This window comes from Phycisphaera sp. (assembly GCA_025916675.1).
GTDB lineage: Bacteria > Planctomycetota > Phycisphaerae > Phycisphaerales > UBA1924 > JAHCJI01.
Genome location: CP098402.1, coordinates 209,984 through 224,125 on the forward strand (window position 1 = coordinate 209,984; position 14,142 = coordinate 224,125).

A 14,142-nucleotide genomic window follows, 5' to 3' on the forward strand; every position below is an offset into this window, starting at 1 on the left:
ATGACACCGCGCGATGAGGCCAGGCTCGCCCTGGACCGTTTGCCATCCCGATTCCCGGCCTACGAGCCCCAAGAGCCGCCCCGCAAGGGGCTGGGCCTGGGCACGTGCGCCGTGGGGCTGCTGTCCATCGGGCTGGTGGTCGCGTTGGCGGTCTTCTGGCAGGGTGCCAAGCCGCCGCCCTCGTCGGCAGCTGCCGCGTCGATGGGTTCTGCCGTGAAGTCGGCCGACATCACCGCCGCCCTCGAGCAGGCCCAGACCTACATGGCCGACGGCGAGCCCGCGATGGCTCTGGCCGTGCTCGAGCCCATGGTCGCCCGGGCCGACCGCGATCGCGACGTCCGCGTCGCCTTGGCCGGGGCCTACCTCGCGGTCGACGACGACCAGGCCGCGTACGACCAGTTCTCCCAGGCCATCACACTGGGCAACACCGACCCGCAGTTGCACTTCGCCGCCGGCACGCTGGCCTCGCGCCTGCGCCGCCAGACCGAGGCCATCGCCCACCTGCGTCTGGCCCACGAGGCCGACCCAAGCAATCCCCAGTACGCCTTGTTCCTGGGGCAGGCCGAACTCGAAGCGGGCAACTACGCCCCAGCGACGGCCGCCCTTGCCCGCGCCCGGCACGCCTCGCCCGACGACCCGCGCATCTGGGGCATGCTCGCCGAGATCGCGCTGCGTGAGAACAAGTCCGAGATGGCCCTCCAGCACGCCGGCCGCGCCCGCCACCACGACCCCGAGAACGACGCGTGGAAGATCATCCAGGCCCGCGCTCTCAATCGCATGGGCGACGCGTCCAAGGCCGTCGTGGTCATCGGCTCGCTCTCGGACAAGGCCATGCGGACCAAGCCGGTGCTCCGCCTCGCGGGGGAGTGCTACGGCATGCTCAAGCAGCCCATCGAGGCCGCCGCCCTGTATCGCGCGGCTTCCGACGCTCGCCCCAAGGATCCTGAGTTGGCGTTCGAGGCAGCGGCATGGCTCGATCGCGCGAGCGACCGGCCGACCGCGCTCGCCTACGCCCGTCGGGCGAAGGAAGCCGGCCACGCCGGGGCAGCTCAACTGATCGAGCGTCTGTCGGACCAGCGCGAGTTCAAGTCCAAGCCCCGCTGATCGAGCGGATCATCCTGGGTCTTCGGGGTCTTTGCCTTCCTTCTTCCCGCCACCAAGCAATCCGCCGATTTGCTCGCCCACCTCCTCGATCGTTTCGCCCACGCCCTCGGCTGCCTCGATGGGTACTCCGAGCAGATCGCCGGCGGCCTCGCCCAAGCCTTCGATGCTGCCCACCACGTCGTCCAAGTCCACAAGTGAGGCAAGCTGATCGCCGATGTCGCCCAGCACGTCCTCGGGCAGCACGCCTCCACCGACCTCGACCGCCGACGCCAGGATCGCCTTGAGCAAGACGGTGGTGATCTCGGCGATCGACATGGGCTCGCCGGCCGTCCCCACGTCGCGGAGCACGACTTCCGGGACGGTAACTGACGCGGTGGTCAGGTCTCCGATGGCGCCGCCTATCGGCACGGCGTCGACCTGGACTCGAATGTCGCGAACCTCGATGGTGCGGATGACAAATTTCTTGGCGCTCGGGTCGGCTTCCTTCTTCTCGCCGCCCTCGAAGCGCGAGAGGTTGTCCATGATGACGCGGTAGTTCGCGCCCTCCAGCGTTCGTTCGAGCCGCAGGTCGATGCCCTGAATAACCAGGCTCGGCACTTCGACCGTGGCTTCCATCAGCGAGTTTAGCGAGACGTTCATGTCCGCGTTGTTGAGCTTCAGGAAGTGCTCGGCCTCGAAGCCTTCGGGGTTGTCGACCTTCAGGCCCGAGAGTTCGACGGATCCGGTGAGCACCCCCACGTCGGCAGAGTCGAGCGTGGTGGGAACATCCAGCGCATAGCTCGCACCACGCTCGACGCCACTCTGGGCCAGGCTGTCGACGTACACCCACGCGAGAACGACGGCCAGCACCGCCAGTCCGATGAGCGGCAAGAGCGCAATGGCGGCGATCTTCAGGAGCTTCTTCATGGTTGCCTTCTCTTTCACGTGGGGAGGCTACGACGCATCGGGCGATTGGTCGATCTGCACGCTCGCGAGTGCCGTCAGCATGTCGGGCGAGAAGCTCAGCACCCGGTCGAGCCCGGTCGTGCGCATCACCTCGAGCACGTCCCCATCGACACCGACCAGCCTGAGCTGCCGGTTCGCAGGCTCCAGCGATTGCCGCAACCGCAGCAACTGGGCGATGTTCGAGCTGTTGATGTACGTGACGGCCGAAAAATCGAGCACCACGCTTGGCGGTGCGGCGTCATCCATCGATTCGAGCCGATCGAGGATCGCACCGAGCTCGTCGCTCAGCGCGGGCTCGTCTGCGAGGTTGGCCAGCACGATGTCGTCGGCCCAGTCGGTGGTCATGACACGGCCTCGCCGCCGCTCTCGCCCGCGTCCTCGTCGTCGCTTTCGGCAACCGGTGCCACGGCGATCACGTCGTCGCCCCCGTTGAGCGACACGACGCGCACGCCCTTCGATCCTCGGCCCACCTCGCGGATGGTGTCGCCGGCCATGCGCACGAGTTGCCCGCTGCGCGAGATCACCATGATCTCCTCGCCTTCGCTCAAACCCACGGCCGCTACGGACATCCCGTTTCGACCGCCGGTGGCGATGTCGCGTCGCCCCTTGCCGCCGCGGCTCTGGCTGCGCGGCTTGCCGCTCTCGGGCTGGACGCGATACTCGTCCACGGGCGTCCGCTTGCCGTAGCCCGTCTCGGTCACGGTCAGCAGGCACAGATTCCGCTCGAGCGCCTCTGGCGCGGTCGCCCAGTGCTCCTCGCCGTCATCGTCGTCGTCGGGCACCATGGGGATGGCCAGCAAGCCGATGATCTTCGCGTCGTCGCCCAGGTCGATGCCCTTCACGCCCGCGGCCGAGCGCCCCATCACGCGGACGTCGCCCTCCGAGAAGCGGATCGCCATGCCGGTGTTGGTCACCAGCAGCAGGTCGTCGGTGCCACTCGTGAGCGAGACGTCGAATAGCTCGTCGCCCTCCTTCAGTCCCACGGCGATCAGGCCCGAGCGGTTCACGTTGCGATACGCGCTCAGCGGCGTGCGCTTCACGATGCCGCCGCGCGTGGCGAACGTCAGGAACTGGCTGCTGGCCTCGAAGTCCTTGATGGTCAGGAACGCCCAGACCTTCTCGCCCTCCTTCAGATCCAGCAGGTTCACGATGGCCCGGCCCTTGGCCGTCCGCGCCATCTCGGGCAGCTCGTACACCTTCATCTTGAAGACGCGACCCGTGTTGGTGAAGCACAGCAGGTGGTCGTGCGTGCTGGCCACGAACAGGTGCTGGACGAAGTCCTCGTCCTTGCTGCCGCCCGCGCGGATGCCCTTGCCCCCGCGCGCCTGGGCGCGATACGTCTCGGCCGGCACGCGCTTGGCGTAGCCCGCGCGGCTGATGGTCACGACTACGTCGTGCTCGCGGATGAGCGACTCCATGTCGATCTCACCCACCGCGTCCTCGATGGCCGTCCGGCGGTCGTTGCCGTAGCGGGCCTTCATGGTTTCGCAGTCCTCGCGGATGATGCCCATCACGCGCGGGCGATTCGCCAGGATGTCCTCGTAGTCGGTGATCTCGTCGGCCAGCTTGGTGTACTCGTCGACCAGGCGCTCGATCTCGAGACCGACGAGCTGGATCAGCCGCATCGAGCCGATCTGCTCGGCCTGGTGCCGAGTGAGCGCCACGCCGCCGAGCTCTTCGAACTTGGCGACATGATCCAGCAAACGCTGCGGGATCTGTTTGGCCGCCGGGTGCTCGGGCGGGATGCGATACCGCCGTTCCATCAGCTTCTCGATGGCCTCTTCGCGCGTCGAGCTCCCACGAATGAGGGCAACGATCTCGTCGATATCCACGACGGCGTAGATCTGGCCTTCCAGCAGGTGGGCCTTGCGCCGCGCCTCGCGCAGCAGGTGCTCGGTGCGCCGGCGGATGACCTCCACCCGGTGGTCGATGTAGTGCTCGATGATCTCCTTGAGCCCGAGCGTCACCGGCCGGCGCCCAACCAATGCGATGTTGATGATGCTGAAGGTCTGCTGCAAGGGCGTGAACTGGTAGAGCTGGTTCTCGATGACGGCGGGGTCGGCCCCGCGCTTGAGCTCGATCACCACGCGTGTCATGGCCTGCCGACCCGATTCGTTGCGAATATCGCTGATGTCCTTGATCCGCTCGTCCTGCACCGCGTCGACGATCTTCTCGACCAGGTTCCGCTGGCTGAGGTTGTAGGGAATCTCGTCGATCACCAATTGCTGGCGGTCCTTGTTGAGTTCTTCAACGTGGCACACGCCGCGCAGGTACACCTTGCCGCGCCCGTTCGCGTACGCCTCGCCGATGCCGCGCCGCCCGACGATCACGCCGCCGGTCGGGAAGTCGGGGCCCTTGACGCCCAGGCGGACAACCTCGCCCGCCTCGTCCAGCTCGTCCTGCATCAGCTCCAGCAGCTCGATCTCGGGATTGTCCACCACGCGTGTGATCGCGTCGAGGATCTCGGTGGGGTTGTGCGGCGGCATGCTGGTGGCCATGCCCACGGCGATGCCGAGCGACCCGTTGATAAGCAGGTTGGGGAAGCGCCCAGGCAGCACCTTGGGCTCCATCAGCCGCTCGTCGTAGTTGGCCTGCATGTCGACGGTGCTCAGGTCCATGTCCTGGAGCATGTCGACCGCGGCGTGGTGCATCCGCGCCTCGGTGTATCGCATGGCCGCGGGCGGGTCGCCCTCGATCGACCCGAAGTTGCCCTGCGGGTCGATCAGCGGCACGCGCATGCGCCACTTCTGGGCCAGGCCGACCAGCGTGGGATAGATCACGCTCTCGCCGTGCGGGTGGTAGTTGCCGCTCGTGTCGCCGGCGATCTTCGCACACTTGAGATGCTTGCGGCCGGGCCGCAGGTTGTTGTCGTTCATGGCGACGAGGATGCGTCGCTGGCTGGGCTTGAGCCCGTCGCGGACATCGGGCAGCGCCCGGTCCATGATCGTGCTCATCGCGTAGGTCAGGTAGCTTTCCTGGAGCTCGCGATCGATCTCCAGGTCGACAATCCGGCCGGCTCCGACGACCGTGCCGTCCGAACCATCACCGTTCTGGGGAGTCCCAGCCTCATCGTGCGCGTCGGCCAATCGAAGCCCTCCGAAACCACCTACGAATCACCAGACAAATGCCGTGCGTCACGGCCGTAGAGCGAAGCCGAATTGTAGGTCGTCCGGGGTTGAAAAGGGTCAGCATGCTAGGGCTGATACGCCGTATCCAGGGCGTCGCACACGGCCATCAGGGTGAGGCTGGTGGCCACCGACGGCTGCCGCTGATCCCACAGCGCCGCGCGGACACCCCCGGCCGCCAGATCGGGATCGGCCAGCAGATGCCCGAGGCTGTCGTCCACGGTCAGTTGTCGCAGGAAACGCAGCGTTTTGAGCATCCTGAGGAACTCGCCCGCCCGCTGGTCGGCCGGCGTCAGGCGCGGGTCGAGCAGCATCGAGCCCATCGCCGACGCCGCGCGCGCGGTCTGCCACGTGGGCAGCGGCACGCCGCCGCGGGTGAACACGATGCCGCCGGCCAGATCGCGATTGTCGCCCTCGACGGCCGGCCCTTCGAGTTGGTGCTCCCACACCAGCCCCCGCATCCGCTGCAGCGCGTCGGCCCCGGTCAGTTGCTCGGTATCGCCCAGGGCCGCCAAGAGCCAGGGCATCTGCGGTACCAGCACCTCGGGCTCGACGCGAGCGACGATGGCCCGCGCCGCCGCCCGACCGATCTGGCTGTCTGCCTGATTCGCGATATCCGAGTTGCCGAGCGCCACCATCGCCCGCGCGATCAGGGCGTACGCGGTGACCGGCGATGCGGTGTCGAACACGGCCGATCCGGTGATCGACAGGCTCACCGCCGGGCGCACCACCTGGGCGCATCGCTCGCGCATTGCTGCTAATTCGGGGTACAACTCGAACGCGTCGGCCTCGAGCGAATCCATCGCGATGAGCACCATGGCCGCCGATGCGACGGTGCCCCACGGCTCGGGCTCGAGCGGCGCCTCATCGCCCAGCCCGGCCATCGCGTCGATGCGCACGGGCGTGACCAGCGCGAGCTGCCGCAGCAGCACCACACCCCCGGTGCGCGCCCGGCTGGCGCTGTCTTCGGGTGCCCAGTTCGACGTGCCGTACCGCATCAGGGCGTGGGCCGCGAGGGCTTGGTTGAACGGGGTATCGAGCGGTGTGGTCGGTTCGCCGCGGAGCGCATCGAGCGTGCCGCGCAGGCCGTAGGGCTCCAGCCCGCCGTAGCGGCGTCGTTGCAGGTGGTCGGCCATGCCCGCCGCCCAGCCCTCGAGCGCATCGGGGGTCAGCTCGCCCATGCTCACGACCCGGCCGCCGCGATGCACCAGAACCGGAGCCAGCGCATCGTTGGGCTGGGCCAGCACGGTGACGGGCGCGCGGTACACGGCGGCCTCGCCCTGGCGCACGGCCACGTCGGCGTACCGATCCCACGCGCCCGGCTCGTCGGCGATGCCAACGGGCAGCCGATCGCCCCGGGCTTCGCGCAGCGCCGCGACCACCATGTCCGTCGGCAGCATCGCGCCGGCCAGAGCGGCATCGGGGAAGACCACCGCCGATGAGTCGCCCGCGCGCACGGCTACGGCGTCGAGCCCGGGCCGGATCGCGAGCGCCACGTCGGCCAGCCCACGCTCGCCCTCGATGGCCGATGGCCGGCCGGCGAGCTCGACGGTGAGCTTCGCGTTCTCGGCGTTCTCTTCGGTTGGTTTCTCGACCTCTCGGGCGACCGCGTCGATGAGCCCGATGCGGGCCTGGTCGAACGCCATCGAGTCGGCGGTGAACCGCCGCGGTCCTTGCCGGAGGGTGACCGATACGCCCCACACTTCGGGCAGGTCGCGCCGGAATTGTTCCTGGTCGAACACGATCGCTTGGGCGCGCGCGAAGGCGGCGAACGCTTGTTCGCCCACCGGCGGCGTGTCCTGGGCGAACGCGGCCGGAACCAGAACCAGGATGGCCAGCAAGATCCGCATGGTCAGCTCCCTTCCGACTGGGGATCGATCTCGGGCTCATCATACTGCGGGCCGTCGATCGGCACCGTGATCAGCACGCCGTGGTGGGCGTGGTGGTCGTTCTCGTACGTGTGCTCGGCTTCCTCGCCCGGCAGCCCCCGGCTGCGGAGGGTGTACGGCCACGCGTGGTGACCGGGCAGCAACGGATCGCCGTACGGATCGACGGTCAGGGGTGTGGGGCTGTAGTCCCAGGGCTGGCCCGTAAATGGGTCGGTGCGGAGCGAGTCGGGTAGCAGGTCGCCCAGGTCGTCGAGCGATTGGGGGACGTCGCCGCCGTTGGCTAGGCGGTAGCGTTCGATAGCGAGCAGCACGCGTGTGCCGGCGGCCTGGACGTGGCGGGTGCGGTCGGCCGTGCCGACCCTCCCGAACGTCGCCAGATTCATCGCCAGCGGGTTCCGCCAGTCGGCCGATTGGTAGTACTCGGCCGCTCGCCGATCGGCTTCGAGCGCGTCCATGCCCTTGGCGACTGCCGCGGCGCGGTGCAGGTCCCACGCGCCGTCGAGCCACTCGTTGGCCTGCTCGCGATCGATGAATAGCCGGCCGTGGATGTTCGAGAGCTTGGTGTCGCCGAACGGGGTCAGGCTCGTTGCGGCTCCTTCGGGGTCTTCGCCGATGATTTCGGCGAACAGCAGCGGGATGAACCGGCCGTTGCCCTTGCCCTTGCCATTGTCCGTATAGCAGCGTTGCAACATGTCGGCGACGTAGAGGCGTTCGTTGTCGAGTGCGATCCCGAGCGATGGGGCCAGCTCCACCAGCTCGCGCTGCACGATGGCGTCGGCGCGTTGCAGCCATTGGTCGTCCCCCACGGGGTACAACAGCTGGTTCTCTAGCAGCACCGTGCGGCCCACGGATTGGATCGCTGCGCCGACGAGCAGGTCGATGAGGTAGCCGAGGTCGGCCGCGTGCCGGCCGAGAGCGAGCATGTGTTCGATGGCCAGCAGCCGCTGCTCGTGGTCGCCGCGTTGTGCGGCCAGGCGGGCGCGGGCGGCCAGAGCGCGGGAGAACGCACGCGACGTGCCCAGGTAACCCATCGGGAAGTTCGCCATCGGCTCTTCGGTCGGGGGGCGGGCGACGCGTTCGAGCTCGGAGATCTCGGCCGCACCCTCGAAGATGCCGCGGCGTTCCCATTCGGCCAGCGCGTCGGTGGCTAGCCGTACCGCTTCGGCGTGCTGCTCGGGCGTGCCCTCTTCTGGCACGTAGTAGATCGTGGAGAGGTCGATGTAATCCCACGGGTTGTCCGGGTCGTCGGGGAGGTTGGCGGATTCCTGACGCAGCCAGTCGTTGGCCGCGTCGACCTCGATCATGACCGATTCGTACGCGGGGTACTGGTTCAGGCCCGGGCCCGAGCGGGCGCGATGGCGTTCGAGTGTCTGGTCGTGGATCTGCTCGGTGTAGTTCGTCGCGATCGTGGGCGTGGCGGTCGCGCCGAGGTAGAACTCGTAGCCCACGACGGACAGCACGAGCACGACGAGTATCGCGATGGTGGCGAGGAGCTTCTTGAGGATGCCGCCGCGGCGGCGCGAGCAATGCGTGCTATTCATCGAATTCCGGTGCCTCGATGGGTGTTGTGATGAGGATGCCGTGGTTGGGGTGGATGGGGTAGGGCGTGTCCGACGGCGGGCTGCCGGGCAGTGGGCGGCTGCGCAGGGTGTAGGGCCAGGCGTGGCTGCCCGGCTGGAGCGGATCGCCGTCGTTGCGCGTGGTGACGGGCGAGGGCTGGTAATCCCAGGGTTGCTCGGTGAAGGGGTCGGTGCGGAGCGCTTCGGGGAGCAGGTTGCCCAGGTCGTCGAGGGTTTGGGGGATGGCGCCGCCATTGCGGAGGCGGTAGCGCTCGATGGCGAGGATGACGCGGGTGCCGGCGGCGTTGATCTGGCGGGCGCGTTCTGTTCGGGCGAGTTGGCCCAGGTACGAATAGTACTCGGCGATCGGGTTTCGCCAGGTCACGTCGCCGGTGAACGCCTCGACCGCTCGGTCGGCCCCGATAGAGGCGCTGCCCGTCGCGTTGGCCGAGATAATGCTGAGTTCGGTGGCGCGATCGAGCCAGGCGTCGGCCGCCCGACGGCTCAGGAAGAGGCGGGCGTGGAGGTTGGAGAATCTGGTCTCGCCAAAGGGCAGGAGCTCATCTGGCGCGTAGGTCATGTCGTTGGCGTAAAGCAGCCGGGCATGCGCGAGCGGGATGAATCTGCCCGAGGCCGTGAACGAGCGTTGGACCTCGTCGGCGGTCTCGAGGCGTTTGTCCTCCATGACATGCTGGAGCGGCGGGTAGAGCTCGAATTGCTCGCGTTCGATGGCGGCGTCGGCGGCGATGAGCCATTGCTCCTCGGCCACGGGATGGAGCAGGAGGCACTCGGCAAGCTGATTGAGGGCCATCGCGTCGATCGCGACGCCAACGAGCCAGGAGATCAGGAAGCCCTGCCCCGAAGTGATGCGGCCGAGGGCGAGGCTTTCCTCAAACGTTGTTAGGAATTGTCTGTCGTCGCCCGCTTCGGCAGCCACGCGCATGCGGGCGGCGTGCGCCCGGGCGAGTTGGCGGACCGAGCCCAGATAGGGCAGGATCATCTCGATCGTGGGCGTATCGATGGGCGGGACAGCGACACGCTCGAGGGCGGCGATGTCGGTCGCTCGGTCGAAGATCCCCATCGCTTGCCAGTAATCGAGCACCTCCAAAGCGCGCCGGCGGGCGACCTCGTACTGCGCTCGGGTTCCGCCTTCGGCAGCGGGCCATACCAAGACATAAAAGCTGATGTAGTTGTAACGCGAGGCTTTCTCCTCGCTCGGCAGCGCTTCGTTGTATTCTCTGAGCCACTGGCTGGCCTTGTCGACCTCGCGCATGGCGGCCTCAAACCGGGGCCATTGGTTCAGCCCGCCGCCGAAGTGGGCGCGTTGGCGCTCGAGGGCTCGGTCGTGGATCTGCTTGGAGTAGTTCTGCGTGGGGGCGGGCTTGGAGGTGACGGCCAGGAAGGCCTCGTAGCCCACGAGCACGACGACCAGGGCGATGATGATCGCCAGGGTGATCAGGAGCTTCTTGAGGATGCCGCCGCGGCGGGAGGGGAGGTGTGCCATGCCCGAGGATACGGGTTCGGCGTGTGTGGGTTGCGGTCTCAGCGGGCGAGCGCCGCCACAATGCGCGCGGCGACGTGCTTGCGGGCGAGTGTGTCGGCCCGCGTGGCGTCCTGCAGGGTGTTCAGGGGCGTGACCTCGACGTGCTCGCAGGCGTGTTGGGTGAGCTCGCCGATGCGGCCGAAGGGGATGTCGCCCTTCAGGAACGCTTCGACGGCGGCCTCGTTGGCGGCGTTGAAGATGGCGCCGGCGGTGCCTCCCGTGTCGATCACCCAGCGGGCCAGGGCGAGGGCGGGGAAGCGTTGCTCGTCTGGCTCCTCGAAGTCGAGGCGGGAGAGGGCGGCCAGGTCCAGCGCTGGGGTGTTGCCCGGTGCGCGGTGTGGGTGTGTGAGGGCGAACTGGATGGGCAGGCGCATGTCGCTGATGCCGAGTTGTGCGAGGACAGAGCCGTCGATGGTCTCGATGAGCGAGTGGACGATGGATTGGGGGTGGACGAGCACGCCGAGTTGGCTGGAGGGGAAGCCGAAGAGCCAGTGGGCCTCGATGACCTCGAGGGCCTTGTTGGTGAGCGAGGCGCAGTCGATGGTGACCTTGGGGCCCATGTCCCAGGTGGGGTGGGCCAGGGCCTGGTCGGGCGTGGCGTTGTAGACGGCGTCGGCCGACGCGGTGCGGAAGGGGCCGCCCGAAGCGGTCAGGACGAGACGCGAGACGTGCGATGGCGGCTGCATGGGTGGTGCGGCGTTTGGGCCGGCGATGGCGTGCAGGCATTGCCAGAGGGCGGAGTGCTCGCTATCGACGGGGAGCAGCTTGGCACCAGTGCGTTGCGCGGTTGGGACGACGAGCGCGCCGGCGGCGACGAGGGTTTCCTTGTTTGCGAGCGCGACGTCGCGGCCGAGTTCGACGGCGGCGAGCGTGGCGGGCAGGCCCGCCGCACCCACGACGGCGGCCATGACGATGTCGGCGTCGACCTCGCGCACGAGGCGTTCGGCGGCGTCATTGCCGATGAACGTCGCGGCATCGGTTTCACCCTCGCAGAGCGCGGTGTGTTTCACGCCAAGGGCGTCGGCTTGCTCGCGCAGCTCGCGCGCACGCCGACCGGCGGCCAAGCCCACCACCTCGATGGGTGGGGGCCGGCCCTGGTCCTTGGCGAGCGATGCCAGATGGGCGGCGGTGTCGAGGGTCTGCCGGCCGATGGAGCCGGTGCTGCCCAGGACGATGAGCCGCCGGGTGGTTGGGTGGCCGCTGGCGGCGGTCATGAGTTAGCCCCCGTCGGGTCCGCCGGGCTTGGTCTTGCGGTGGGCGGCGTACAGAAAACGCGGCCTGGGCTTCTTCTCGGCCTTGGGCTCGTCGTCGTCCTTGCGTCCACGCTTGGGCCGGGGTTCGATGACGCCGCTGGGCGCGGGTTCGGGAGCGACAACCTCGACGGTGGGGGACTCGTTGTCCTCCTCGTCTTCTTCCTCGTCCACATCGGCGACGGCGACGGGCTCCTCGACCACTTCGGGTTGCTCGTCACGATCGCGCCCGCCACGGCCGCGGCGTCGACGCTTGCGACGGGGGCGGTCGGAGTCTTCTTGGGCGTCGTCGTCCTGGTCCTCATCCTCATCGTCGGTGTGCACGGGTGTCGAGAGGGCGCTGCCCAGGCGGCGGGCGAGGGAGTCGGACTCACCTTCGTCGTCCTGCTCGTCGCTACGACGGTCTTCGGAGTCGGTGCTGCTGCCCGAGCGGTTCCGGCCCCGGCCTCCGCGGCGTCGCCTGCGGCGGGGGCGATCGGAAGCTTCTTCGGAATCTCCGTCGTGGGCCTCGCTGTGGTCGTCTGCCGAGGCCTGCTCGTCGTGGTCGTCTTCGCTGCTGGCCTCGACCTCGTCGCGCTGGGCATCGCCGCCACCACGACGACCGCGTCCACCGCGGCGGCGGCGTCTGCGGCGTGGACGGTCGGATTCTTCTTCGGACTCCGGGTCGTGGACTTCGCGGCGGTCGTCGTGCTCGGCATCCTCGTCGGTATCGACAGGTTCCTGGTCGCGCTGGGCGGAATCGCCACCACGGCCACGTCCGCCCCGGCGGCGTCGGCGCCTGCGGCGGCCCGTGCCTTCGGACTCTTCCTGCTCGCTCTCGTCGTAGTCGGCATCGAGCTCGATGGGGTGGGCCTCGACGGTGTGGGTATCGTCGTGGTCTTCGTCGTGGGCGTCGATGGACTCGGACAGGTTGGATTCCGAATCGGACAGGCCCTCGGCTTCGACAAGGAACTGCTCGGGATCGGGCAGCTTGGGCAGCTTGTCGATATCGATGTCGTTGTTGTTGGTGTCGTAGGCGTGCAGCACGAAGCGTTCGGCGGCCATGTTCTCGCTGACACGGACCTCGGTGATCACGCCGGTGACGCGCTCGATGCGGCTGAGCTGCTTGCGGCGGCCGCTGAGTAGGTGGCTGGCGACCTGGGCCGAGACAACCATCTCGACGCGGGCGACCTTGTCGTGGCTGGCGATGAGGGAAAGGTCACGCAGCGCCTCGGCGGCCACGCTATCGGGCCGGCGGATGACGCCGCGGCCCTTGCACAGGTTGCATTCGGCGAAGTGGGTGCGCTCGTGGCTCGAACGCATGCGCTGGCGGGTCATCTCGAGCAGGCCGAACTCGCTGATGGGCAGGATGGTGCTCTTGGCCCGGTCACGCTTGAGGCGCTCGGAGAAACGCTCGGCGACGGCCTTGCGGTTGCTGGCGTGGCGCATGTCGATGAGGTCGTTGATGACCAGGCCGCCCATGTCGCGCAGGCGGAGCTGGCGGCAGATCTCGTCGGCGGCTTCCATGTTGGTGTTGAAGGCGTTGGACTCGGCATCGCGGGCGCCGCGGCTGCGGCCGCTGTTGACGTCGATGGCGACCAGCGCCTCGGTCTCGTCGAAGATCAGCCGCCCGCCGCTGGGCAGGGGGACTTCGCGCGAGTGGATGTTGTGGATCTGCTGCTCGATGCCGAAGGCGGCGAAGATGGGGGCGCGGCCCGTGTACTGTCGCAGTTGGGGGCGGCTGCGGGGCGAGGCGATCTTGATGAATCGCTCGGCCCGGGCGAGGGCGCCGGGGTCGTCGATGATGATGTCGGTGACCTCGGTGCCGGCCAGGTCTCGCAGGGCCCGCAGCAGCAGGTCGCTCTCGGCGTAGAGGGCCAGCGGGGCCTTCTTGCCCTTCTGGCGCTTGTCCATGTCGGCCCAGAGTCGCTTGAGGTAGGCCAGGTCGCGGTTGAGCTCGGTCTTGGTGCGATCCATGCCGGCGGTACGGAGGATGAAGCCGAAGCCCTCGGGCAGGTCGAGCTGGTCGAGCACCTTGCGCATGGCGCGGCGGGTGTCGTCGTCCTCGACCTTGCGGGAGACGCCCACGTTGTCCATGCCGGGCATCATGACCAGGTAGCGGCCGGGGATGGAGATGTAGCTGGTGAGGGTGGGGCCCTTAGTACCGACGCCTTCTTTCAGGACCTGGACCATGATGCGGTCGCCGGGCTTGAAGCACTTCTGGATCGGGGGTCGGTCGCGGCGGGGGGTCTTCAGGCCCACGCGCTCGGCGGCGTCCTCGTTCTTGGGAAAGTAGCGGGGGTGGACGTCGGTGGTGTGGAGGAAGCCGTGCTCGTCGAGGCCGAAGTCGACGAACGCCGCCTGGACAGCGGTGTTGACGTTGCGGACGACGCCGAAGTAGATGTTGTTGACCCGGCTGGTGGTGCCGGTGGGCTCGGCGTGGTATTCCTCGAGCTTGCCGTCTTCGACGAAGGCGATGCGGCACTCGTCTCCGGGGATGTAGTTGACGATCATGCGCGACGCGTCGGGCGCGCCGCTGCTGGACTCGATGGCGTTGCTCTGCGGGCGGCTCGAGCGGCCCCTGCTTGACGATGAGGGGCGCGAGCGGGAGGTTTTCTTCTTAGTAGTCTTCTTGGTCGAGTCGGTCGTGCTGTCGGAATCAGACTTGGTGGTTCCGTTGTCGGAAGCGGTGGAGGACCTGCGTGCCATGATGTGGGCGCTTTCGTGTTGGGAGGGCCGGGCCGCCCG

The 14,142-nt window shown here is 68.2% G+C and carries 9 protein-coding genes; 1 reads left to right on the forward strand and 8 read right to left on the reverse strand.

Annotated features, from left to right (window positions below):
* Entirely contained in the window at positions 1-1,104 is a 1,104-nt protein-coding gene (locus tag NCW75_00900) for a tetratricopeptide repeat protein (GenBank protein ID UYV12860.1), read from the forward strand.
* A gap of 9 nt (positions 1,105-1,113) precedes the next feature.
* Here NCW75_00900 and NCW75_00905 read toward each other — a convergent pair whose 3' ends face one another.
* The 8 genes from NCW75_00905 to NCW75_00940 form a co-directional block, all read right to left on the reverse strand.
* Complete coding sequence (locus tag NCW75_00905) at positions 1,114-2,028, reverse strand: AsmA family protein (GenBank protein ID UYV12861.1); 915 nt, start codon at positions 2,026-2,028, stop codon at positions 1,114-1,116.
* Between the two features lie 9 nt (positions 2,029-2,037).
* Positions 2,038-2,394, reverse strand: coding sequence for an STAS domain-containing protein (locus NCW75_00910; protein ID UYV12862.1), 357 nt, complete (start codon positions 2,392-2,394; stop codon positions 2,038-2,040).
* Entirely contained in the window at positions 2,391-5,135 is a 2,745-nt protein-coding gene (gene gyrA / locus NCW75_00915) for a DNA gyrase subunit A (GenBank protein ID UYV12863.1), read from the reverse strand. Before gyrA ends, NCW75_00910 begins: the two co-directional genes overlap by 4 nt.
* Positions 5,136-5,242: 107 nt before the next feature.
* Entirely contained in the window at positions 5,243-7,024 is a 1,782-nt protein-coding gene (locus NCW75_00920) for a hypothetical protein (GenBank protein ID UYV12864.1), read from the reverse strand.
* 2 nt (positions 7,025-7,026) lie between these two features.
* Entirely contained in the window at positions 7,027-8,604 is a 1,578-nt protein-coding gene (locus NCW75_00925; protein UYV12865.1) for a hypothetical protein, read from the reverse strand.
* Positions 8,597-10,126, reverse strand: a complete 1,530-nt coding sequence (locus NCW75_00930) for a hypothetical protein (GenBank protein UYV12866.1) — start codon at positions 10,124-10,126, stop codon at positions 8,597-8,599. Before NCW75_00930 ends, NCW75_00925 begins: the two co-directional genes overlap by 8 nt.
* A 38-nt stretch (positions 10,127-10,164) precedes the next feature.
* Positions 10,165-11,379, reverse strand: coding sequence for a 1-deoxy-D-xylulose-5-phosphate reductoisomerase (gene dxr, locus NCW75_00935; protein UYV12867.1), 1,215 nt, complete (start codon positions 11,377-11,379; stop codon positions 10,165-10,167).
* A 3-nt stretch (positions 11,380-11,382) separates the two neighbouring features.
* Positions 11,383-14,103, reverse strand: coding sequence for an Rne/Rng family ribonuclease (locus NCW75_00940; GenBank protein UYV12868.1), 2,721 nt, complete (start codon positions 14,101-14,103; stop codon positions 11,383-11,385).
* Positions 14,104-14,142 lie beyond the last annotated feature (39 nt).

Coding starts and splice junctions, on each gene's coding strand:
- NCW75_00900 (UYV12860.1), top strand. CDS start 1: ATGACACCGCGCGATGAGGCCAGGCTCGCCCTGGACCGTTTGCCATCC.
- NCW75_00910 (UYV12862.1), bottom strand. CDS start 2,394: ATGACCACCGACTGGGCCGACGACATCGTGCTGGCCAACCTCGCAGAC.
- NCW75_00920 (UYV12864.1), bottom strand. CDS start 7,024: ATGCGGATCTTGCTGGCCATCCTGGTTCTGGTTCCGGCCGCGTTCGCC.
- NCW75_00925 (UYV12865.1), bottom strand. CDS start 8,604: ATGAATAGCACGCATTGCTCGCGCCGCCGCGGCGGCATCCTCAAGAAG.
- NCW75_00930 (UYV12866.1), bottom strand. CDS start 10,126: ATGGCACACCTCCCCTCCCGCCGCGGCGGCATCCTCAAGAAGCTCCTG.
- dxr (UYV12867.1), bottom strand. CDS start 11,379: ATGACCGCCGCCAGCGGCCACCCAACCACCCGGCGGCTCATCGTCCTG.
- NCW75_00940 (UYV12868.1), bottom strand. CDS start 14,103: ATGGCACGCAGGTCCTCCACCGCTTCCGACAACGGAACCACCAAGTCT.